The organism is Neptunitalea chrysea, from assembly GCF_027924145.1.
Taxonomy (GTDB): domain Bacteria; phylum Bacteroidota; class Bacteroidia; order Flavobacteriales; family Flavobacteriaceae; genus Neptunitalea; species Neptunitalea chrysea.
The window spans coordinates 13,936-36,211 of sequence record NZ_BRVP01000025.1; the positions used below are offsets into that span (position 1 = coordinate 13,936).

Sequence of the window (22,276 nt, forward strand, 5' to 3'; positions counted from 1 at the left end):
GTATAAATTTTTTCCTTGCAGAAATAGCAAAGCCTATTGTTGATGCGTTACCTCAACCGTATATTTGGTAAAGTTATTACCAGAAGAGTATACAATTCCTTTAAGTGGCGGACAATCGTCATAATCTTTACCATGCGCTACCTTAATATGGTTATGGTTGGCCAATAGATTGTTGGTACAATCAAATCCTACCCATCCTACTTTAGGAATGTAAAGTTCTACCCATGCATGCATTTGTGAGTCGCCAAAAAAGCCATTTCCTTGGTGTAAATAGCCCGAAACGTACCGTGCCGGAACCTTGTTTCTACGGGCAATAGCACACATTAAATGTGTGAAATCTTGACAGACACCTTTCTTGTTTTGTATAATGGTATTTAGCGTAGTTTCGGTAGTGGTAACTCCCGTAGTAAAAGTGACATAATCAAATATCCAATGGGTAAGGTTTAAACAGTTTTGAAAAACAGATTCCCTTTTGTCAAAAAGAAATAATTCTTCAGGTAAGTTTGGTAAGGTGGTAAGCTTGGTTTGTTTTAAGTAAGCTTCAAACTCTACTCTAAACAGTAAGCTTTCTAATAATTTGTAATCTAAGGCATTGTCTAAAGACGGAGTAAAATCAAACGGATTGATTTCTTTTTTGGTCAGCTTAAACGTTACCTCAAAAATAATATCTTTAAAAGGCTTTTTGCAGTGTATTCTAGACGTGTTAAATCCTAATCCGTTAATAGAAGATTCTATTCTTGCATTAACAGAGGTTGTAATATTTTCAGAAATGAGTTCTTGGGTTTCGTTATTTTCCGGTGTCACCAAAAACTGCCAATAAGCTTCAAATACAGGGGTTTCATAATGATTTTCAGACCTGTATTTTATTGTATAGTCATATATCATTTTCAAAATTTGGCGTGCCAAAAATAGTATAAATCCCTAAATATTTGACATGCCTACACATAGAAATATTCATTTTCTAGTTTGAATCCTATACTAAAAAGCAATTGAGAGGTTTTCTCTATAAAATCGTGTACATTAAGTTGTATTTCTTCAATAGTTTTAAACTCATATTCTGCTCTCATTTTTCCGATTAAAAAAGCTGAGGTGTCTTTCTTAAACACTTTTGTATTATCAATAGTACAGATGTTATTATATATCTGGTTTAAACTGTTCATAACAGATCTTGGACACTTGGCATTTAAAATAAGAAACTCTAAGGTAGTAAGCTGAGTAGGCGACTTTTTGTAATATCTACGCATCATATCATATGATTCTGTACACTTCAATAAGGTAGTCCACTCATAACTGTTTTTAATTGGATTAGCATAGCCACCTATTGCTTTGTTGGCATCATCAAACTTTGTTTTAATAATACGTGTAATTTGAGTAGCTCTTTCAATATTAATACCCAACATAATCAGGGCATAAATCTCATCATGTAATAACGTACCTCTTATTTTTCCACGCAAAATGGAGGTGTGTTCTGTTACCGAAGTGGTAAAATCATATAACCCGTTTTTAACAAACTTATCATTAGAGTAGTTCATTGCAAAATGATAAAATTTATTAATAGATTCATAAAACTCTGTAGAAACCAGGTCTCTGGAGCTATTAGCATTTTCGCGGGCTAGTTTTATACTGTTTAAAACGGAATACGTTTTGTTTAAATTGAGTCCTACGTTATACAATACTTCTTCTTCTTTAAGAGTTAGTGATGTAAAAGATGTTTCACCTACCATTTGGTAAACAGATTGCAATACAAATTGTCGGGATTGTGAAAGTTTATTAGGAGCATCAAGAGATGAAAAATAGTTAACTTTTAAATATCTAGCGGTATGTTCGGCTCTTTCAATATAGCGTCCCATCCAAAATAAATTATTGGCAACTCTGGCTAACATAAATGTGTTTTTATTTTTTTAGAATCCATGTGTCTTTAGAACCACCTCCCTGAGAAGAGTTCACAATTAAATTTCCTTTTTTGAGAGCCACACGGGTTAAACCTCCTCTAAGTACAAAATCTTTTTGATTTCCTAATAATGTAAATGTTCTTAAATCTACATGACGTTGTTCAAAAGAGTTTGTGTCTTCTATATAGGTAGCATGTACCGATAATGACATTATAGGCTGTGCTATATACTTACGAGGCTCTTTTTTAATAGTTTCTTTTAAGGTTTCAATTTCTTCTTTGGTTAGTCGATTCCCTATAGAAATACCATAACCGCCAGCTTCATCCACTGGTTTTACTACTAACTCATTTACATTTTCTAACACATATTTTAAATCATCTTCTTTGCTGCAATGGTAGGTATGTACATTGTTTAAAATAGGTTCTTCGCCAAGGTAGTATCTTATAATTTCGGGCATATAGGTATAAATAGCTTTGTCATCGGCAACACCTGTGCCCGGAGCATTTACAATAGTTACATTTCCTTTTTTATAAGCAGCAAACAACCCGGGAACCCCAATGGCAGAATCTTGTTTAAACTCCAACGGGTCTAAAAATGTATCGTCTATTCTGCGATAAATAATATCCACTCTTTTTGATCCTAAAATGGTTTTCATGTAAACAAAGTCGTTCTCTACAAAAAGATCACGTCCTTCTACTAATTCAATACCAATGGTTTTAGCTAAATAAGAGTGCTCGTAGTAAGCAGAATTATAAATACCTGGAGTAATTACCACAGCAGTAGGAACATCTACCCCATGCGGTTTAACACTTTCTAAAATCTCCAGTAAATTTTCGGCATAGTCTGTAACCGAATGAATATCGTAATGATTAAAAACTCCGAATAAAGCTTTTTTTAAAGCACCTCGGTTACACATTACATAACTAACACCAGAAGGACATCTTATATTATCTTCTAGTACATAATATTTACCATCGGAATGTTTTATAAGATCGGTCCCTGAAATGTGATTGTAAATACCTCCTGGAGGATCTATATCCATCATAGATTGAAGATAATTAGAAGAAGAACTAATCATTTCAATAGGAACAATACCATCTTTTATTATTTTTTTATCGTGGTATACATCGTGTAAGAAAAGGTTTAACGCTTTAGAACGTTGTAGTACCCCTTTTTCAATAGTATCCCATTCATCGTGATCAATAATTCTAGGAAACAAGTCAAAAGGAAAAATCTTTTCTTGCGCTTTGGTATCGCTATATACCTGAAAGGTGATTCCTTGATTAAAGAAAGAAGCTTTGGCCATTTCATTTAAATTGCCGTAGTCATCTATTGAAAGCCCACTGTATAACTCAAAAAGCTTTTTGTATACCTCTCTTACATCACTATTTTCATCAAAGATTTCGTCGTATAAACTCTGAATTTTGTCATAAGATGAAAAAATGGGGTTTAGTGTGTTTTTAGTCATTTAGTTATTTTGTTCTAAAATATGTGATTAATTAGAGAAATCATATCAAATAATGATAATTATTTAACGTTTAAATTGTGTTATATGTAAAGTAAAATCATGCTTCTATTTTGTGAAATATCTGTAATTTTAAATTTCGTGTTTTAATTTATTTTTACTTTGCGTTTCTGTTTTGAAACACATTCCCTTTAATAACTACAAATAGATTTCAAAATGAAAGTTAATTTACTAAGTGATACGATTACCAAACCAACTCCTGAAATGTTAAAAATAATGATGGATGCAAAGGTTGGTGATGATATGTATAGAGAAGACCCAACAACCATTGAATTGGAAGAAAAAGTAGCTAGTATGTTTGGTATGGAAGCTGCCATGTTTTTTCCTAGTGGAACCATGGCTAACCAAACGAGTATAAAATTACATACACAGCCCGGAGATCAGTTAATTTGTGATAAAGATTCGCATATATATCATTATGAATCGGGTGGTGTAAGTTTTAATAGTGGTGTTTCTTGTAGGTTAATAGATGGTGATAGAGGTACTATTACAGCTGCTCAGGTGGATACGGTAATTAATGATCCCGAATCTTTTCATAGTCCGATGACTACCTTGGTATCTCTTGAAAATACTGCCAATAGAGGAGGAGGTACGTGTTATGATTTTAGTGAAATTTTGAAAATAAAAGAGGTTTGTAATGCGCATGGTTTAAAACTACATTTAGATGGAGCCCGACTATGGAATGCTTTGGTGGCTAAAAACGAAAGAGCAACCCAGTACGGGGAAGTTTTTGATAGTATTTCGGTTTGTTTAAGTAAAGGTTTAGGTTGCCCGGTTGGGTCTGTTTTAGTTGGTAAAGCTGCGTATATTCATAGAGCACTTCGTGTTAGAAAGATGTTAGGTGGTGCTATGCGACAGATTGGATACCTGACGGCTGCCGGAATTTATGCTTTAGATAATAACATAAACAGGTTAGCAGATGATCATAGAAGAGCCAAAGAGCTTGAACAATTATTACAGCATCTTCCGTTTGTGAAGTCGGTAACACCAGTAGCGACTAATATAGTTATCTTTGAATTGAGTAAGAAAGAGGATCATAAAAAGTTAGTGGAATTACTTGCTAGTCATTCTATTTTTATCAGTCCTATGGGAACTAAATTACGTATAGTAACCCATTTAGATTACACGCAAGAAATGCACGAATATGTAATGGAAACATTAGAAAAGTTAGAAACTGTTTTTAACTAAAATAATAATAACTAACAGACTGCAGTTTTGGTAGTTTGTTAGCTATTATTTTGAAGCAAGTTTTCTAATAGCTTCAATATTGTTTTGCATACCTGCCTCTGAAGTATATTCTTCGCTTTGAGCTAATATAGTACCATCCGTATTTTTTACAATGAAGTGAAATTTACCATTAGATGATGTTTTACGTTCAATACCTGATTTTTTCTTTATTATTTCGGAGCAAGAGTTACTAGCTAATAATGCATCTTCCTCGTTTGTAAACGGAATACTGGTTAAAAGAATTTTTCCATGCTCGGCATTTAACGTAAAGTAAACGCGGTCTATTGTTTTATCAATTTTAAACATAATTAGATGTTTTTCTCTTAAAGATACTAAATTCATAAATAGTTTTATACTATATAAATTATTACAATTCAAAAATATAGATCATTATGAGTACCTTTGAGTTCTGTGATTTTTTCAGAGGTAATATATTTTATAATATACCCTTTAATATCAGAAATTCTTTCGGCACTTTCAATACTTTCTTCATCAGCTTAGGATGAAACAATATAGATTACTATAGTTAGGTTGTTACTTGTACATGTAATAGGTGACGTCCTGTTAAGTATAAAAAAAGAGTCATTAAATTGACTCTTTTTTATATTCTATTTTAAATCATTCTTCGGAATGATAGTATTAAATGTTTTATGAAAACATATCCATTCCCGGAATATTAGGCATTCCTTCTTTAGCCACCGCGGCTAATTCGGTTTCATTTACACTAGTTGCTTTTTGAATAGCTTTGTTAAGTGTAAGTATTAAATAATCTTCTAACTGTTCTTTATCTTCCAATAAGCTCTCATCTATATCTATAGATTTAATAGTTCTGTTAGCCGTTAAGGTTATTTTTAATAAACCATCAGAAGATTTTTCGTCTACCAATACGGTGTCTAATCTCTTTTTTGTTTCTTCTACTTTTTGTTGGGTTTCTTTAAGTTTACCCATCATACCCATTAGGTCTCCAAACATGTTTTACCGTTTAAAATTTATGCAAAAATAATAACTCTTTTTATAATCCACGGATATAATTTCCGTATAGGTCGTTAAACTGATAGCCGTCACTAAAGCGTTGTTTACTTAGTTTATTAAATGCTACCAATCCCCATAATACGAATTCCATGAGAAAATATCGGTCATTTTCTGTTACATCCTTTTGATGATTAGCTAATAGTTTTTTAACAGGATAAATTTTTTCAAGAGTTTGTTGGTATTCTTTATCTGTTATGTCATCCAACAACTCAAAATCGGTATTTTCAAAAAACCAACTGATAATGTCATCATACGGAGATTCATTATTAGATTTTTCTAGTTTTTCAATTCTTGGAAAATAATCTGGAAATAATGTTTTAATAGAAGCTTCCAATAATTGTATAGCTACCTCTGCCGCACCTTCTTGCTCTCCTTCATACACAAGTTCTACTTTTCCTGTAATAGCAGGAATAACCCCCATAAAATCAGAAAGTCTTACAATAGTCTTATCTTCACCATTTTGTAATGCTCGTCTTTCTGCTGTACTTAATAGGTTTTCATAAGCAGTAATACTCATACGAGCACTAACACCACTTTTCGCATCTATATATTCGCTATTTCTAGCTTCAAACCCTAGCTGTTCTAATAGGTCTTTGGCTAATTCTGGTACATAAATGTTACCAGATTGTCGTTGATCTGAATGAGCTTCCTGTGCAGTAATGGTTTTGGCAATACCAATAGTTTTAGGGTAGTGTGTTAATATTTGCGATCCAATACGATCTTTTAAAGGGGTAACAATACTACCTCTGTTAGTATAATCCTCTGGATTTGCCGTAAATACAAATTGTATATCTAATGATAAACGTATCTTAAATCCTCTTATTTGAACATCACCTTCTTGTAATATATTAAATAGCGCTACCTGTATACGAGCTTGTAAATCGGGCAATTCGTTTATGACAAAAATACATCTATTGGCTCTTGGTATCATACCAAAGTGAATCACTCTATCATCGGCATAACTTAATTTTAAATTGGCAGCTTTAATAGGGTCTACATCCCCAATAAGGTCTGCCACAGTAACATCTGGTGTTGCCAATTTTTCATAGAATCTATCATCTCTATGCAACCAAGAAATGGGTGTATTATCTCCTTTTTCAGCTATTGTTTCCATCGCATATCTTGAAATGGGATTAAAAGGATCATCGTGTATTTCCGATCCGCTAACATAAGGGATATATTCATCTAATAGATTGGTCATTAATCTAGCAAGCCTTGTTTTGGCCTGCCCCCGTAACCCAAGTAAGTTTATATTATGTTTAGATAGAATTGCTCTTTCTAATTCGGGTATCACAGAATTTTCATACCCGTGAATACCAGCGAAAACCTGTTCTCCTTGTTTAACTTTAGTTATAAGGTTATTTCGTAATTCATCCTTTACGGATTGGGTTTTATAATTTGTTTCTTTTAAATGTCCTAAAGTTGTAATGGCTTCAATATTCATAGTTTATCCTCTAATTCTTTTTTTTCTGTTTTTTTCGTAATCTTCAAAAATCATCTCACCTAAGTTACCCAAGCCGGTATAAAAGGCTTTTCCTTGATTGGCATGTGTAAACTCTCTAACAAATTTCATTAAGTAGGGATCTTGTGCTATCATAAAGGTAGTAATTGGTATATGGAGCCTTCTGGCTTGTCTTGCTTTATTATAGCATTGTCCTACAATATACGAATCTAACCCCATACTGTTTTTATAATATTCACCGTTAGGTTCTTTAATACAGCTAGGTTTACCATCGGTAATCATAAATATTTGTTTATTGGTATTACGTTTACGGCGCAACATATCCATGGCTAAATTTAACCCTGCAACAGTATTTGTGTGGTACGGACCCACCTGTAAGTACGGTAGTTCTTTAATAGAAACAGGCCACGCATCGTTACCAAAAACTAAAATGTCTAAGGTGTCTTTTGGGTACCTTGTGGTAATTAGTTCGGCTAACGCCATGGCTACTTTTTTAGCAGGTGTTATACGGTCTTCTCCATAAAGTATCATACTATGACTTAAATCGATCATTAGTACGGTGCTCATTTGCGCTTTAAATTTCGTTTCTTCAACCACTAAATCGGTTTCATCTAAATAGAAACTGTCCATGCCGTGATTAATTTGTGCATTTTTAAGACTTTCCGTCATGGAAATACGTTCAAGGGAATCTCCGTATTGATATTCTCTAAATTCTCCTGTTTGTTCATCGCCTATACCAGTTCTATTAGTTCTGTGGCTTCCTTTAGCTCCTTTTTTAAGTTTACCAAATATTTGATTTAACGCGTGTTTACGAATAGCCTGCTCTGTTTTTGCGGTAATGCTAATTCCACTTCCACTTCCTTCACCATCTGGTTCAACTTCTTCTCTTATATACCCTTTTTTCTTTAGGTCTTCAATAAAATCTTCAATGGTATATTCAGGGGTTGTAAGTTGGTATTCTTCATCTAAATTTTTTAACCAATTAATAGCTTCATCAAAATCACCTGAAGTATGGGTAATAAGTTCTTTGAAAATTTCCAGAAGCTTTTCAAAGATGGATTGTTCCGGAGCTTCATATTTCGTAAAAACGAATCCTTTTCTATAATTTTTATTTCTACTGTCCATACCTTAAAAGTATTAAATATTCTTGTAAGTCACTTAATGTATAAAAGGTTAAAGTTTTGTTATAAGTGCTAAAATGTGCTTTATAGATGCCATTACCATATGGTTTTAGAATCTAACTTTTTTTGAAGAGAGGTCAATAGCTTTAATAAGTGAAGCTTGTACGTAAGTAAACGTACAAGTAATTACTATAGATAGTGAACCTAACATATATAGCAACCCTTAGCATAGTTTTTTAAATGTTTATAAGGTTTTTAAAAGAGATTCTAATATTAAAAATCTCCTTTTTTGCATGCATACATTTGGAATTTATTAACGTAAAATGAATGTATTAATACGTACATTTGTGTATTAATTTTAGACTTAGTTAGTTTCATGATATATCCTGCCATTCCATTAGCACAAACGATTCTTCAACTGTGTAAGGCAAATCAAATTAAGCATGTTGTAATATCACCCGGAAGCAGAAACGCGCCATTAACAATTGGTTTTACACATGATGATTATTTTGAATGTTATAGTATTGTAGATGAACGTTCAGCAGGTTTTTTTGCTATGGGTATAGCGCAGCAAACAGGTGTTCCGGTTGCATTGGTTTGTACATCGGGTTCTGCTTTATTAAATTATTATCCTGCAATTGCAGAAGCTTTTTATAGTGATATTCCGTTGGTGGTTATATCAGCAGACAGACCTGCTAGCAAAATAGATATTGGAGACGGGCAAACGATTAGACAGGAGAATGTGTATGCAAATCACATTTTATATTCTGCTAATTTAAAAGAAGATGTACCTTATGAATTGGCTATTCATGGAGACGGAAAACATCAGAAACGACCGTTAATAGATGTAGCTTCTACAGTGCAGTTGTATAATGAGGAGGAAATATCTAAAGCTATTCATAAAGCTTATATAGAAAAAGGACCGGTACATATTAATGTTCCTTTTGAAGAACCTCTTTACAAAACGACAGAGCAATTATTAGTGCAGGTTAAAGAGTCCCCTATACCTTTTCAGCAAGATGTTATAAATTCGGAGTCATTAGCTCATTTTATAAAAGCATGGAATAGCGCTGAAAGGAAGATTATTTTGGTAGGAGTGTTAAAACCAAATAGTTTAGATAAGCAGATCATTGAGTTTTTAGGAGCAGATGAATCGGTTATGGTTTTAACTGAAACAACTTCAAATTTACATCATTCTAACTTCTTTCCGGGAATAGACAAGGTATTGGCTCCGGTTGAATTTTCAGAGGAATATATGAAAGCCTTGCAACCCGATATGCTAATTACATTTGGTGGGATGGTGGTTTCTAAAAAGATTAAAAAGTTTTTACGTTCGTATGCTCCCAAAAGTCATTTTCATATTGATGAGAAAAAAGCCTTTGATACGTTCTTTTGTTTAACAGAACATTTTAAAATTTCAGTGAATTCTTTTTTTAGTTATGTTCAAAATCAATTAGAAAATATCACTAGTGCTTACAGGACTAATTGGCTAGCTATTCAGGAGCAAAGAAGAGTTTCACATGCAAACTATTTAACTGAAATACCTTATTCAGATTTTTCTGTTTATAATTACATTTTTAAAGCGCTACCCGATACGCAATTATTACATTTAAGTAATAGCTCTACCGTTAGATATGCACAGTTGTTTGAACTTAAAGAAAATTGGCTTGTATATTGTAATAGGGGAACTAGTGGCATAGACGGAAGCACGTCTACAGCTGTAGGGGCTTCGGTAAATAGTAAAATACCAACTACATTAATAACAGGGGATCTGAGTTTTTTATATGATAGTAACGGATTGTGGAATCATTACGTACCTGACAATCTTACTATAATTGTTATAAATAATGGAGGTGGCGGCATTTTTAGAATTTTACCTGGAGATAAAAATACAACTGAATTTGAGACCTATTTTGAGACCATTCATAAAAATGAAGCTTCTCATTTAGCTGCTATGTATGGATTTACTTATGTAAAGGCAACATCAAATGAAGAGGTAACACAAGCTCTAGAAGAAACGTATAAAAATGAAATCAGAAATAAACCTGTTATTGTGGAAGTGTTTACACCAAGGCTAGAGAATGACACAGTACTTTTAAATTATTTTAAATATTTAGTAAACAATGCTATATAGCCACTTGCGGGCATCTTTAATATTGGTGAACGACTGAAAAGGTCTAGGGCAAACGATTTTTTCAATTTGTTCAGATTCAAAACTTAACAAATCATTTTTCTTGTAGTTAACAACGGCAATGCATTTTAAATTAAGATGCATTTTTCTTAAAATCAAATAGTCTGTTGGAAATACGGAGTATGAATACACCCTGTTAGAAATTACGCCAAAACTTTTATTCTCACCATAAAACTTATCAATTAAAAAGCAAAGCTCTTTGCAGTTTTCAAAGTTAACAGTTACTCCTTCGTTAAATTCCGTAATTACGTATTTTTCAAAGAAATAGAAAGTGCCCATGTCCGTTTCGTACTTATCATGAAAGGCACCACAAAAGTCGTTCCCTAATCTCGCTTTTAACATATTCCCACATAATATAAATTGATTAGACTTTTTGTTTTGGAGAAACAAATATATATAATAGCCTAATTTTATAGTATAAAGAAATAATGTATTCGATTAAAGGAGTTTTCCGTCTGTTTATATGTTTATTATAGTCAAGTTTTGCTATAGTAGCTTAGCTATATTCTTTTAACATATATTTGCATAAAATTTATAGAAATGATTCAACTTGGGGTTTATAATAAATTACCAATTTTAAGAGATACATCGGTAGGTTTATATTTAGGAGATATTAATAATGAAGAGCAACAAATATTACTACCTAATAAGTATGTTCCGGAGACTTTTGAGATAGGAGATGTGTTAGAGGTATTTTGCTACCTTGACCATGAAGAAAGACCCGTGGCTACTACTTTAGAGCCATTTGTAGTTTTAAATAGTTTTGCCTTGCTTAAGGTAATTCAAGTAACAGAAATAGGAGCCTTTTTAGATTGGGGATTAGAAAAGCATCTGTTTGTACCGTTTAGAGAGCAAGCCAGAAAAATGGTGGAAGGAAAATGGTATGTAGTATATTTATATCTAGATGAAACCTCTGGTAGATTAGTTGGGTCTAGTAAAACCAATAATTTTATTTCTAATGAAGAGCTTACCATAGAAAAACTTGATGAGGTAGATTTAATTGTCTCTCGATTTACAGATTTGGGAGTTGAGGTTATTATAAATCAGAAACATAAGGGGTTAGTTTATAATAACGAGATTTTTGAAGATTTATCATTAGGAGAAAAGCGTAGGGGAGTTATTAAAAAAATACGTGAAGACCATAAAATAGATGTTTCTTTTCAACAACTTGGTTATAAGAATATAGAACCTTCTTCTCAAAAAGTTTTAGAGTTTTTAAAACGTAATAATAGTTTTTTAGGACTACATGATAAAAGTACCCCAGAAGATATTGAAGCTATTTTAGGAATGAGTAAAAAGTCTTTTAAAAAATCAATAGGTTACCTATACAAGCTTAAAATAATAGAGATAAAAGAAAATGGGATTTATTTACTTAATACCCAAGCTTAGATTGCTCAGTAAAATTGATTTTGGTGTTAATCGATAAAACAGGTTGTTGAAATAATTTTACAAAAGGATAATTTTTTATTTTTCACTTAATTAGGTATTTAGGTTATTTTGGTAGCCCCTTAATAACCTAAATTATATGCAGTCTAACCTTTTTCTTCTTGAACAAATAAGTAATGGGAATGTAACGGCTTTTAATCTTCTATATAAAAGCTACTGGGAAAAGTTATATGCTTTTGCCTACCGTATCTCTAATGGAGATAAAGAGATTTCTCAGCAAATTGTTCAGGATGTGTTTGTATATATATGGGAAAAAAGAGCTTCACTAAAGGTTAGTAATTTAGATAGTTATTTATTTCAGGCAACCAAGTTTCAGGTATATACTTATTACAATAAACGAAAAATAGATACTGAGTATCTTGAAGAAAATTTTGAAGCTTACTTAACCGAAATGAATTTTACAGAAGATAGCCCGATATATGAGATTTTGTATGGGGCAATAGAAAAACTCCCTGAAAAACGAAAAAACATTCTACTTCTTAATAAAATTCAAGGGCTGAATATAGAGCAAATAGCCGAGCAATTAAACATATCTCCACAAACAGTTAAAAATCAATTAGGGGCTGCTATTAAACAATTACGAACAGAATTAAAAGATGTCTCTGTATTGTTAGTGCTGTTTGAGTTCTACAAAACATTACAATAATATACACTTAATGTTATCATAATATCTACGGATAGTACTTTTTTGCTTCTTCGGTTACTTAACTACGAAGAAACAATAGTAACAGTGGATAGAAAACAACATATATTAAATGTTTTGGTAGGTAAGTTTTTTAAAGGAAAACTTTCTCATGAAGAGGATACCCTACTAAATGACTTTCTTACAAAAGAATATAATAGTGAAGAAAATACCATCGACAAGGGTACTGATAAGGAAAAGCTGTCATCAGATATTTGGATTGGAGTAAAAAAACAAATTAGTCCGGCACCTAATGTAAGATACTTGCAATTTATAAAGTATGGTGTTGCAGCTTGTTTAGTTATAGCTATTTCTATTTCTTTTTTCCTGAAAAGCGAAAAACTAGAAATAGTAACTACTGGCGTTGCTATAGATTCCTTGCTATTATCAGACGGATCATTAGTGTACCTAGGAGCACATACACAATTACAGTACCCAATGGAGTTTCATGGAAACAAAAGGGAGCTGGTTTTAGACTACGGAAATGCCTTCTTTAAAGTAACACCGAATAAAGAAAAACCCTTTGTGGTAACATCTAATAATGTAGCTACAAAGGTTTTGGGTACTTCATTTAATATAAAAACGTCAACCATAGAGACAGAGGTGGTTGTGGCTACAGGAAAAGTAAATGTGTCTTCAGCATCTAATAGTGTTGATCTGATTCCTTTTGAAAAAGTAATTAGCAGAGATCATAAGCTAATTAAAGAAGTAGTACAGCATAACGAATTTAGTAATTGGTATAAAAGGGAATTCAATTTTAATGAAGTGACTTTAGCAGCTCTTACCAGTTTATTGGAATACAAATATAATGTAGCGTTCTCTTTTGAGGACGATACTTTTCAAGATCAAAAGATTAACTTATATATTTCTCCAGAAGATACTTTAAACGAAGTATTAGAAAACCTTTCATTTATAACCGAATTAAATTTTAATAGACATGATCAAAAAGTAATTGTAACTAAAAACTAATGAAACAAAAAATCCACAATTGTTGCAGCAATTGTGGATTGTGAAAGTATTGACAAACTGAATAATCAACACTAAAAATGTATTTTTTTAAAAACAAATTTCAAAATTTTAAAACGATAACCAGTATACTACTATTCTTGTTTTCGTTTAACTGTCTGTGGTCTAACAACCTTTCTTATCAGGCAAATATAACTATTTCTTCTAAAAGCATTACGCTTAATTCTCTGTTTTCTGAGTTAGAAAAACAAACAAGCTACACCTTTAATTTTGGGGAAGATATCCTTAAAGATGAGCACACTTATGATGTAAATTATGTTCAAACCGATATTGAAGAGGTGATGAATGATATTTCTGTTAGAGCTAAACTTTCTTATGTGATTAATAAGGAGAAAGTTTTGATTAGAAAGAAGCATGATGACCAAGGTGCTGTTAATTATCAGAAAGTTATAAAAGGAATTATAACTGATGAAAATAACGTTCCGTTACCTATGGTGAATATTGCAGAGCAAGGAACTGCCAATGGTACAGTAACTACTTTTGAAGGAACCTTTACCATGAATCTTACCACTGAAAATCCGGTGTTAGTTTTTGCCTATATGGGGTTTGAAACAGTAGCAATAGAGGTTGGTTCTCAAAGTTACATGACGGTAGTTATGGAGCCTTCTGAAAATTCATTAGAAGAGGTAGTAGTTATTGGGTATGGTAAAGAAAAGAAAAGAGATTTAACCGGAACTGTGGCTTCTGTAAGTGGAGAGGAGTTACAAGAGATTCCTTCTACTAATACGGTTCAGGCATTAAAAGGTAAGGTAGCCGGGTTAGATATTATAGATAACGGGCACCAACCTGGAGGAGGTGTAACTATAAACATAAGGGGGCAACGTTCTATAACAGCGAGCAACTCTCCTTTAATTGTAGTAGATGGAATTCCGGTTATTGATGGTTTAAACGATTTAAATCCTAATGATGTAGCCTCGGTAGAGGTTTTAAAAGATGCATCTGCGTCGGCTATTTATGGTTCTAGAGCCTCTAACGGGGTTATTATTATTACCACTAGAAGAGGTAAAAATGATGAGGTTCGTATTAGTTATAATGGATACTACGGTATTACATCGGTATCTAAAAAAGTAGATATGATGAATGGTGAGGAGTTTGCTCAATTAAGAAGAGAAGCTTACCGTACGTATAATGGAGGAGATACTTATTCTACAGATGCTTCAATTTTTGATGCTATTGCCTTAAACGCTATAGCTAACAAAGAATATACAAATTGGCAAGATGTTATATTTGAAGAAGGTTATAAGCAAAGCCATCAACTTTCTGCAATTGGTGGAAATAAGAAATTTAAATATGCTATTTCTGCAAACTACTATGATGAGCAAGGTATTGTAGACAATTCAGGATTTAAAAGATATTCATTACGTGTAAATACAGATTATGTAAAAAGTGAACGTTTAAAGTTTGGTGTTTCTTCTTATATAAGTCGTTCTAAGCAAGAAGTAGTAGAAAGTGACATCTATGATTATGTTTTAAAATTAAGTCCTCTAGGAAGAGCGTATGATGATAATGGAGATATCTTGTTTAGACCAACAACTGATGAAGGTAAGTTGATTAACCCATTATCTCAGTTTCAGAATGCAGTAAATGAAAACTTTACTACACGCTTATTTGCTAGCTTATATGTAGAATATGAATTGTTTGATGGATTAACGTATAAATTAAAAGCAGGGCCTGATTATAAACATACATTTGGCGGATATTTTAATGGAGAAGAAACTATAGCTAATCAAGGGGAGGGAACTACAGCTGGTAATTCTAACACTAACGTTACCTCGTTAACAATAGAGAATGTATTAGATTTTAATAAAAGAATAAATGCAAATAACGAACTTAATATAACCTTAGTTAGTAGCTACCAAAAACAAATAACTAAGAGTACTTATATTAACGTAAACGACATACCATTTAGTTCTAAATTATACTATGATTTAGGAGCTGGTTCTGTAACTAGCTATGGTACTACTTATAGTGACTGGTCTTTAATGTCATATGTAGGTAGAGTAAATTATAAATTTAAGAATCGTTATTTGTTTACTGCTACTGCTAGAGCCGATGGTTCATCTAGGTTAGCAGATACTAATAAATGGGGCTTTTTCCCTTCTGCTGCAGTGGCGTGGATAGCCTCTGAAGAAAGTTTTTTAAAAGATAATTTCTCAAAACTTTCTAACTTAAAACTGCGCTTGAGTTATGGCGAAACAGGTAATACAGCTATTTCTCCTTACCAAACATTAAGTACCTATTCTAAAGATTCCTATTCTTTTGGAGATACCGGTTATGTAACCTATACACCAAGTTCTTTGGCAAATGAGGATCTGAAGTGGGAAACTACTAAGGAATTAAACATTGGTTTAGACGCTGGTTTTTTCGATAATCGTTTCTCGGCTAGTATTAACTATTATATAGCTAAAACTAGCGATTTATTATTACAGAGAAGTATTCCTGTTAGTTCTGGTTTCGAAACTGCTATGCAAAATATTGGTAGTACAGAAAACAGAGGTTTAGAAGTTACTGTAAACTCGGTAAACGTAGATAACGGTAAATTTAGATGGGAAACTACAGTAACATTTGCACGTAATAAGAACAAAATAACCGATTTATATGGTGATGGTACTTTGGCAGATATTGATAACGCATGGTTTGTAAATTCACCAATTAACGTTTATTACGATTATGTAGCAGAAGGAGTTTGGCAACAAGAAGAAGCCGCAGAGGCGGCATCTTATGGGTATAATGTTGGAGAAATAAAAGTAAAAGACCTTAATAATGATGGTGTTATAGATGATGATGATAGAACAATTATAGGAGCTAATACGCCTAAATGGACGGCTGGTTTAACCAATAGAGTTTCTTATAAAAACTTCGATTTGTCGTTTGTTTTATATGCTAGACAAGGGAATGTAACCTACTCTAAATTCTATGATGATTATAATACCCTTGGTGGTAAATATAATAACATAGATGTAGATTATTATTTACCAGAATCTACTACTAATGCAAATCCAAGACCTTATTACAATATGCAAGACAGCAAATCTTCTGCTTTAGCGTATAGAGAAATCAACTTTGTGAAAGTTAGAAACATTGTATTAGGGTATACATTACCGGAAAGTACTTTCAAGAAGTTTGGTGTAGAAAACGTAAGATTCAATATTACTGCAGAGAATCCTTTTACGTTTACAAAATATGAAGGATATGATCCTGAATATGAGGCTTCAGGAGAGAAAGCTTCGTATCCGGCTACACGATTTATTTCAATTGGTTTAAATGTTAATTTCTAAAAAAAAATAGTTGAATAATGAAAACTATAAAAAATATAATCAAAGGTTTTTCATTTCTATTGCTTTTACTATCAGTAGGATGCTCATTAGATGAAAACCCGTATACAACAACTACAGCACCTATTTTATTTGCTAATGAAGACGGAGTTAAACAAGCGTTAGCGGGTACGTATTCACCATTACGTTATATCTATGGTAGACAGTCTAGTTTATTATTAACCACTTCTGGAACTGATATTTTTCAGCATGGTAATGATGGAGATTGGGAACTAGATGAATATAGTAATGATTTAAATCCGGCTCAGGGAAGAGTTGATAGAGTGTGGGGAGAACTATATGAAGGCGTATCTGCTGCTAATTCATTTTTAATGAATATTGAAGAGGTAGACTTTTTAGATGCAGATCTTAAAGCAACTTACATTGCAGAGGTTAGATTTATTAGAGCGCATTTTTATTATTGGTTAACCATGCAATGGGGAGATGTTGTATTTATGGACAAAGCTTCAGCAGAAGTAAATACAAATACTACAAGAACAGCAAAAGAAACGATATGGCAGTTTATGTTAGAAGATACTCAGTTTGCTATTGATAACTTAGATTGGGAAGCAGAGGAATACGGAAGAATAACAAAAGGAGCTGCATTACAACAATTGGTTTTAGTAAATATGCTACTAGGTAATTATACCGATGCAAAAATAGCATTAGATGCTATTATAAATCAAGGACCTTATGCTTTAGAACCTACCTTTGCCGATGTTTTTGATTATGACAATCAGGAAAATGGTGAGATTATATTTTCTATACAGTATACCAATGATAATGTGTATAACGGAGATGGTAACAGAGGACACTTGTTTTTTACCCCAAACTATGCGGCATTTGCAGGTTTAGAAAGAGATGCTTCTCAGGGAGGTAGGCCTTATACTCGTTTCAGACCAACAGAATTCTTTAGAAATTTATTTGAAGATGACGATACTCGTTTTGATGAAACTTTCAGAAGAGTTTGGTATTACAATGTAGATGGATATACTGCCGATGTTGATTTTAACGGACAAATGGTGGCAGTACAAGAAGGGGATAGCGTTGTATGGGATATTCAGGATGATTACGGAAATGTACTTTACCAGAGTAAAATAGCACCAAACAGAGATGATATGCACTGGGGAATGAAAAAGCATGATGACCCAACAAGAAGTTCGCCCAATGAAAAAGCTGGTTTCAGAGATTTCTTTGTGTATAGATTAGCTGAAACGTATTTATTAAAAGCAGAAGTAGAATTTGAGTTAGGGAATACTTCTGAAGCAGCATCTGCATTAAATGTTGTTAGAAACAGAGCAGCGGCATCTGGTAGTATTCTTCCTCAGGTAACGGCTTTTACCATAGATATGGACACTATTTTAGATGAGCGCGCAAGAGAACTTGGTGGAGAGGAAAAACGCTGGATTGATTTAAAAAGAACCGGGCGACTATTAGATCGTGTTCGTTTATATAATCCGAATGCAAGTGCTAATGTTAAAGAATATCATTTGTTAAGACCTATTCCGCAATCTGAAATAGATGCAAGTACTGCAGGAATGAAACAGAATCCGGGATATTAAATACATTGCTATGTACAAAAGAGTCATTTATTTACTGATTGTTTTTTTAATAGGGCTTAGCGACTTTTGTTTTGCCCAAACAAGAGTAGATAGTTTATTAAACGATTTTTTAAAACATCCAGAATATATTTTGGTGGCAGCTCATAGAGCTGCCCACCAAGAATTTCCAGAGAATTCTGAAAAGGCAATTTTAGAAGCAATACGAGTTAAAACAGATATTGTAGAGCTAGATGTAAGGGAAACAAAAGATCATGAATTAGTGATTATTCATGATAGAACTATTGATCGTACAACTACAGGAAAAGGATTGGTGAAAAACTTTACTCTTGCAGAGTTAAAAGCCCTTAGGTTAATTTTTAATGGGGAGCCTACAGATCAGGTTATCTTAACTTTTGATGAGGCTTTAAAACTTTGTAAAGACAAGATTATTGTAGATGTTGATTTTAAAGCAGAAACCAAGGAGTCTTTTGTAAATGCTTTGAATATTCTTAAGGCTAACCAAATGGAAGATGAGGTGCTGTTTTATATCTATGATGATTATAAGCTAATTAAAAAGCTACGCAAATTAGATGAAGATATAACCGTAATGCCAAGAGCTTATTCTGAAAAAAATATTGATAAAATATTAAAGTTTGAAGATATTAAAGTAATCCATGTAGACTTTACGTTTTATACAGACGCACTTATGCAAGAAGTATTGGATGCTCAATCTCGTGTTTGGGCTAATGCTTTAGGGAAATATGATACTGAACAACAAGAATCAGGAACAGGGTATGACACTATTATTAAGAAAAACGTAAATGTGATTCAAACAGATTACCCGAAAGAATTATTAGTTTATTTAAGAGCGCACAAATTACATCGGTAATTAATGTGTTTGTTTTGTTTTTTGAGTTACTAAAAAGCCGCTATTTTTAATAGCGGCTTTTGTTTTATCTTGTTGAGACATTCATGTCTCAAAATGTATAAAAGTCTAATAATTATTCTGCAGCTGTTGGTTCTGCAATACTAACTATTTCAAGATCAAAAACTAAGTCAGATTTTGGAGGGATCAACCCTCTTCCAGCTCCTCTATCACCATAACCTAAGTAGTAAGGTATAAATACTCTTACTTTATCTCCAACTTTCATTTGTAATAAGGCTTCTTTAACACCAGCAATTAGGTTAGCATTACTGCTATAATCCATAATAGCCGGGTCTGTTTTAGGAGGCATTGGGCTTTTCTTATCTAAGTTATTTTCTTTTATTACAGATTCTATGTTAGAAGCAAAAGCAACAAGTTCTCCGTCTCTATCTAAATAACCAGAATAGTAAACTAATACTTTACTGCCTTGTTTTGGCTGTTCTCCATCCTCAGATTTATTTAAGAATAATAATTGCAAACCAGAGTCGGTAGTGGTAGCAGCTTTTTTCTGAGCGGCTAGTTTAGCTTTTCTTTCTTCTTCTCTTTTTATTTTTTCTTTGTAGTATTCATCAAAAACCTTTGCTGCTTTAAATTTCTTAGCATTTCTACCGTTTTTAATAATTTCTACATGGTTAATAATCACGGAGTCAATAGGTTTGCTGTTACTTGGATTCACTTTTACATTGGCAATGGTATCAATAATTTCTTCACCTTTAACAACTTTTCCAAAAATAGTATGTGCCCCGTTTAACCATGGGGTTTCTTTATGGGTAATAAAAAATTGACTTCCATTGGTATTTCTTCCTGAGTTTGCCATTGCAAGAATTCCTTTACCATCAAATTTTAAAGTGTCTACAAACTCATCTTCAAATTTATAACCAGGGTCTCCTGAACCGGTACCAAGAATATCACCGCCCTGAATCATAAAATCTTTCATAACTCGATGAAAAATTACTCCATCATAGTAAGGTTTTCCTTTTAAAGAATCTGTAACGTATTCATTAGTACCCTCAGCTAACGAAACAAAGCTGGCAACAGTAGCTGGTGTAGCATCATAGTACAGTTTTACAATCATGTTTCCTTTATTGGTTTGAATATCGGCAAATAGCCCATCACCAAGTTCTCTGTATTGTTTTTTCTGACAACTACCTGCTGCAACCGCTAAAAGGGTAAACATAGATAAGATTAAGATTTTTTTCATAAATTAATTATTTGTTGTAATGGAATCGTTTGATTTTTCTATATCTATTATTTTTAATGTGCTTTTTAAGGGTATATTCACACCAATTCTTTTATGGTCACCAATATAACCGTATGCTAAAGAAGAAGGGAAATAAAATGTAGCTTCTTCTCCTTTATGAAGTAATTTAACCGCTTTTCTAAGGCCAAAAAATAAATTCTCTTGCTTATCAACTTTGTAGGTTACTGTACCAATAGCATCAAAAGAATAAATGTTTTGATTGTTTAAAGATTTGATGTTGTATGTTAATGTAACTAAATCATCTTCTACCGGTTTGTTTGATGACAAACTATCTTTGGTACCGTAGGTATACCAGAATCCATCTTTAGAAGGAATATAGTTATTCAGAGAGTCAGCTTTTATAAGTTGCTGAATGTAGTTTTCTTCTTTTTCAAGAATAAGTTTATTTCTTTTTACCGATTCTTTAAAAAAGGTACCTGTTTTAGAGGTTACCGGTTTTCTAGGTTCTGGCTCAGAACAAGAGACCAGAAATGATAAAATACCGATGATTAAAATATACTTTTTCATTAATCAATTAACTGATTTTTATAGCCTTTTATTATATCTTCAAAATACGTTTTAGTAGCCTCTAATGACATATTACTTCTTCCGCCAGCTGCATTTATATGTCCACCACCATTAAAATGACTTCTAGAGAACAAATTAACATTAAAATTCCCTTTTGATCGTAATGATACTTTTACAAATTCTTCATCCGTATGCATATTTTCAATAAAAATAGCAGCAAATTTAATTCCGGCAAGCGAAAGTCCGTAGTTTACAAAACCTTCTGTATCACCTTTCTCATAATTATAAGTTACTAGCTCTTCTTTACTTAAGGTGATATAAACAGTATTGTATTCTTCAAGTACCACCAAATTTTTTAAAGCACACCCTAATAACAGAAGCCTGCTTTTAGAGTTAGAATCGTATATTCTATTATGAATAGTGGCATTCTCAGCGCCCTTATCAATAAGAGTTGCTATAACTCTATGAGTAGTGCTAGAGGTACTTGCAAATCTGAAGGAACCGGTATCTGTCATGATTCCTGTATAGAGGCAGTCTGCTATATCTTTATTAATGCTAGCTTCATCACCCAGCATATAAATAAAATGATATACCATTTCACAGGTACTACTCATTGTAGGGTCTGAATAGGTAACCTTAGCATAGTCAGAAGGCGATTGATGATGATCTATCATTACAAAATCGGCAGTACTTTTTTCTAACAAAAACTGCATGTTATCGGTTCTACTAAAGTCATTAAAGTCAAGCGTAAAGATAAGGTCTGCCTCTTTAATCTTTTTAGTAGCCTCGTCTGTTTGATAGTCATATTTAACAATGGTGTTTTCGCCCGGAATCCACTTTAAAAAAGCAGGGTAGTCGTTAGGAGAAACAACAGTAACGTTTAAACTTTTCAACGTAAGATAATGATATAGACCAAGAGTAGATCCTATAGCATCTCCATCAGGATTTTTGTGAGGTATAATAACTATATTTTTGGCACTTTTTAAAAGTGCCTGAACTTTTGCAATTTCAAATTCATTCATGATTTTGCGAATATACAGATTTTATCTGTTGTGGTTAAACAATACTGTATAAGCTTGTGAATAAAGTCAAAAACAGTAAATTTGTTAAAAATAATTAATAAG

At 32.7% G+C, this 22,276-nt stretch carries 19 protein-coding genes; 8 read left to right on the forward strand and 11 right to left on the reverse strand.

What is annotated here, in order from left to right:
- Positions 1-33 precede the first annotated feature (33 nt).
- The 3 genes from NBRC110019_RS14520 to NBRC110019_RS14530 are packed head-to-tail and all read right to left on the reverse strand — an operon-like array spanning position 34 to position 3,360.
- On the reverse strand, positions 34-885 hold the full coding sequence (locus tag NBRC110019_RS14520) for a transglutaminase-like domain-containing protein (protein WP_281756055.1): 852 nt from the start codon (positions 883-885) through the stop codon (positions 34-36).
- Between the two features lie 53 nt (positions 886-938).
- Positions 939-1,883, reverse strand: coding sequence for an alpha-E domain-containing protein (locus tag NBRC110019_RS14525; protein ID WP_281756056.1), 945 nt, complete (start codon positions 1,881-1,883; stop codon positions 939-941).
- Between the two features lie 10 nt (positions 1,884-1,893).
- Positions 1,894-3,360 (reverse strand): circularly permuted type 2 ATP-grasp protein, encoded by a 1,467-nt coding sequence (locus NBRC110019_RS14530; protein ID WP_281756057.1) that lies wholly within the window; start codon positions 3,358-3,360, stop codon positions 1,894-1,896.
- A 213-nt stretch (positions 3,361-3,573) separates the two neighbouring features.
- Here NBRC110019_RS14530 and NBRC110019_RS14535 point away from each other — a divergent pair, with 213 nt between their 5' ends.
- Entirely contained in the window at positions 3,574-4,605 is a 1,032-nt protein-coding gene (locus NBRC110019_RS14535; RefSeq protein WP_281756058.1) for a threonine aldolase family protein, read from the forward strand.
- 45 nt (positions 4,606-4,650) lie between these two features.
- Here NBRC110019_RS14535 and NBRC110019_RS14540 read toward each other — a convergent pair whose 3' ends face one another.
- The 4 genes from NBRC110019_RS14540 to NBRC110019_RS14555 form a co-directional block, all read right to left on the reverse strand.
- Positions 4,651-4,950: a YegP family protein gene (locus NBRC110019_RS14540; protein WP_281756059.1), complete on the reverse strand. Its 300-nt coding sequence runs from the start codon at positions 4,948-4,950 to the stop codon at positions 4,651-4,653.
- 342 nt (positions 4,951-5,292) lie between these two features.
- Positions 5,293-5,616 carry a YbaB/EbfC family nucleoid-associated protein gene (locus NBRC110019_RS14545; protein ID WP_281756061.1) on the reverse strand — a complete coding sequence of 108 codons (324 nt, stop codon included), beginning with the start codon at positions 5,614-5,616 and terminating at the stop codon, positions 5,293-5,295.
- A 40-nt stretch (positions 5,617-5,656) separates the two neighbouring features.
- Positions 5,657-7,120, reverse strand: a complete 1,464-nt coding sequence (locus NBRC110019_RS14550; protein ID WP_281756062.1) for a MoxR family ATPase — start codon at positions 7,118-7,120, stop codon at positions 5,657-5,659.
- A 3-nt stretch (positions 7,121-7,123) separates the two neighbouring features.
- The gene (locus tag NBRC110019_RS14555) at positions 7,124-8,263 is read right to left on the reverse strand and encodes a vWA domain-containing protein (RefSeq protein ID WP_281756063.1); all 1,140 of its coding nucleotides are present in this window, start codon (positions 8,261-8,263) and stop codon (positions 7,124-7,126) included.
- A 372-nt stretch (positions 8,264-8,635) separates the two neighbouring features.
- Between NBRC110019_RS14555 and menD the strand changes: the two genes are divergently transcribed.
- A complete protein-coding gene (gene menD / locus NBRC110019_RS14560) occupies positions 8,636-10,393 on the forward strand; it encodes a 2-succinyl-5-enolpyruvyl-6-hydroxy-3-cyclohexene-1-carboxylic-acid synthase (RefSeq protein ID WP_281756066.1) in 1,758 nt (585 codons plus the stop codon).
- On the opposite strand, the gene NBRC110019_RS14565 is transcribed toward menD, so the two are convergent.
- On the reverse strand, positions 10,373-10,792 hold the full coding sequence (locus tag NBRC110019_RS14565) for a hypothetical protein (RefSeq protein ID WP_281756068.1): 420 nt from the start codon (positions 10,790-10,792) through the stop codon (positions 10,373-10,375). The genes menD and NBRC110019_RS14565 overlap by 21 nt on opposite strands.
- A 198-nt stretch (positions 10,793-10,990) precedes the next feature.
- Here NBRC110019_RS14565 and NBRC110019_RS14570 point away from each other — a divergent pair, with 198 nt between their 5' ends.
- The 6 genes from NBRC110019_RS14570 (at position 10,991) to NBRC110019_RS14595 (ending at position 19,348) form a co-directional block, all read left to right on the forward strand.
- Positions 10,991-11,839: a CvfB family protein gene (locus tag NBRC110019_RS14570; RefSeq protein ID WP_281756070.1), complete on the forward strand. Its 849-nt coding sequence runs from the start codon at positions 10,991-10,993 to the stop codon at positions 11,837-11,839.
- Positions 11,840-11,975: 136 nt separating this feature from the next.
- Positions 11,976-12,542, forward strand: coding sequence for an RNA polymerase sigma factor (locus NBRC110019_RS14575; RefSeq protein ID WP_281756071.1), 567 nt, complete (start codon positions 11,976-11,978; stop codon positions 12,540-12,542).
- Positions 12,543-12,626: 84 nt separating this feature from the next.
- A complete protein-coding gene (locus NBRC110019_RS14580) occupies positions 12,627-13,547 on the forward strand; it encodes a FecR family protein (protein ID WP_281756072.1) in 921 nt (306 codons plus the stop codon).
- 77 nt (positions 13,548-13,624) lie between these two features.
- Positions 13,625-16,882 (forward strand): SusC/RagA family TonB-linked outer membrane protein, encoded by a 3,258-nt coding sequence (locus tag NBRC110019_RS14585; RefSeq protein ID WP_281756074.1) that lies wholly within the window; start codon positions 13,625-13,627, stop codon positions 16,880-16,882.
- A 17-nt stretch (positions 16,883-16,899) separates the two neighbouring features.
- Positions 16,900-18,480 carry a RagB/SusD family nutrient uptake outer membrane protein gene (locus tag NBRC110019_RS14590; RefSeq protein WP_281756075.1) on the forward strand — a complete coding sequence of 527 codons (1,581 nt, stop codon included), beginning with the start codon at positions 16,900-16,902 and terminating at the stop codon, positions 18,478-18,480.
- A 10-nt stretch (positions 18,481-18,490) separates the two neighbouring features.
- Positions 18,491-19,348, forward strand: a complete 858-nt coding sequence (locus tag NBRC110019_RS14595) for a glycerophosphodiester phosphodiesterase family protein (protein WP_281756077.1) — start codon at positions 18,491-18,493, stop codon at positions 19,346-19,348.
- Positions 19,349-19,460: 112 nt separating this feature from the next.
- On the opposite strand, the gene NBRC110019_RS14600 is transcribed toward NBRC110019_RS14595, so the two are convergent.
- The 3 genes from NBRC110019_RS14600 to NBRC110019_RS14610 are packed head-to-tail and all read right to left on the reverse strand — an operon-like array spanning position 19,461 to position 22,174.
- Positions 19,461-20,585, reverse strand: coding sequence for a peptidylprolyl isomerase (locus NBRC110019_RS14600; protein WP_281756079.1), 1,125 nt, complete (start codon positions 20,583-20,585; stop codon positions 19,461-19,463).
- 3 nt (positions 20,586-20,588) lie between these two features.
- Positions 20,589-21,152: a gliding motility-associated peptidyl-prolyl isomerase GldI gene (gldI, locus tag NBRC110019_RS14605; protein ID WP_281756081.1), complete on the reverse strand. Its 564-nt coding sequence runs from the start codon at positions 21,150-21,152 to the stop codon at positions 20,589-20,591.
- On the reverse strand, positions 21,152-22,174 hold the full coding sequence (locus NBRC110019_RS14610; RefSeq protein WP_281756083.1) for a DHH family phosphoesterase: 1,023 nt from the start codon (positions 22,172-22,174) through the stop codon (positions 21,152-21,154). Before NBRC110019_RS14610 ends, gldI begins: the two co-directional genes overlap by 1 nt.
- Positions 22,175-22,276 lie beyond the last annotated feature (102 nt).

Coding starts and splice junctions, on each gene's coding strand:
- NBRC110019_RS14520 (WP_281756055.1), bottom strand. CDS start 885: ATGATATATGACTATACAATAAAATACAGGTCTGAAAATCATTATGAA.
- NBRC110019_RS14525 (WP_281756056.1), bottom strand. CDS start 1,883: ATGTTAGCCAGAGTTGCCAATAATTTATTTTGGATGGGACGCTATATT.
- NBRC110019_RS14530 (WP_281756057.1), bottom strand. CDS start 3,360: ATGACTAAAAACACACTAAACCCCATTTTTTCATCTTATGACAAAATT.
- NBRC110019_RS14535 (WP_281756058.1), top strand. CDS start 3,574: ATGAAAGTTAATTTACTAAGTGATACGATTACCAAACCAACTCCTGAA.
- NBRC110019_RS14540 (WP_281756059.1), bottom strand. CDS start 4,950: ATGTTTAAAATTGATAAAACAATAGACCGCGTTTACTTTACGTTAAAT.
- NBRC110019_RS14545 (WP_281756061.1), bottom strand. CDS start 5,616: ATGTTTGGAGACCTAATGGGTATGATGGGTAAACTTAAAGAAACCCAA.
- NBRC110019_RS14550 (WP_281756062.1), bottom strand. CDS start 7,120: ATGAATATTGAAGCCATTACAACTTTAGGACATTTAAAAGAAACAAAT.
- NBRC110019_RS14555 (WP_281756063.1), bottom strand. CDS start 8,263: ATGGACAGTAGAAATAAAAATTATAGAAAAGGATTCGTTTTTACGAAA.
- menD (WP_281756066.1), top strand. CDS start 8,636: ATGATATATCCTGCCATTCCATTAGCACAAACGATTCTTCAACTGTGT.
- NBRC110019_RS14565 (WP_281756068.1), bottom strand. CDS start 10,792: ATGTTAAAAGCGAGATTAGGGAACGACTTTTGTGGTGCCTTTCATGAT.
- NBRC110019_RS14570 (WP_281756070.1), top strand. CDS start 10,991: ATGATTCAACTTGGGGTTTATAATAAATTACCAATTTTAAGAGATACA.
- NBRC110019_RS14575 (WP_281756071.1), top strand. CDS start 11,976: ATGCAGTCTAACCTTTTTCTTCTTGAACAAATAAGTAATGGGAATGTA.
- NBRC110019_RS14585 (WP_281756074.1), top strand. CDS start 13,625: ATGTATTTTTTTAAAAACAAATTTCAAAATTTTAAAACGATAACCAGT.
- NBRC110019_RS14590 (WP_281756075.1), top strand. CDS start 16,900: ATGAAAACTATAAAAAATATAATCAAAGGTTTTTCATTTCTATTGCTT.
- NBRC110019_RS14595 (WP_281756077.1), top strand. CDS start 18,491: ATGTACAAAAGAGTCATTTATTTACTGATTGTTTTTTTAATAGGGCTT.
- NBRC110019_RS14600 (WP_281756079.1), bottom strand. CDS start 20,585: ATGAAAAAAATCTTAATCTTATCTATGTTTACCCTTTTAGCGGTTGCA.
- gldI (WP_281756081.1), bottom strand. CDS start 21,152: ATGAAAAAGTATATTTTAATCATCGGTATTTTATCATTTCTGGTCTCT.
- NBRC110019_RS14610 (WP_281756083.1), bottom strand. CDS start 22,174: ATGAATGAATTTGAAATTGCAAAAGTTCAGGCACTTTTAAAAAGTGCC.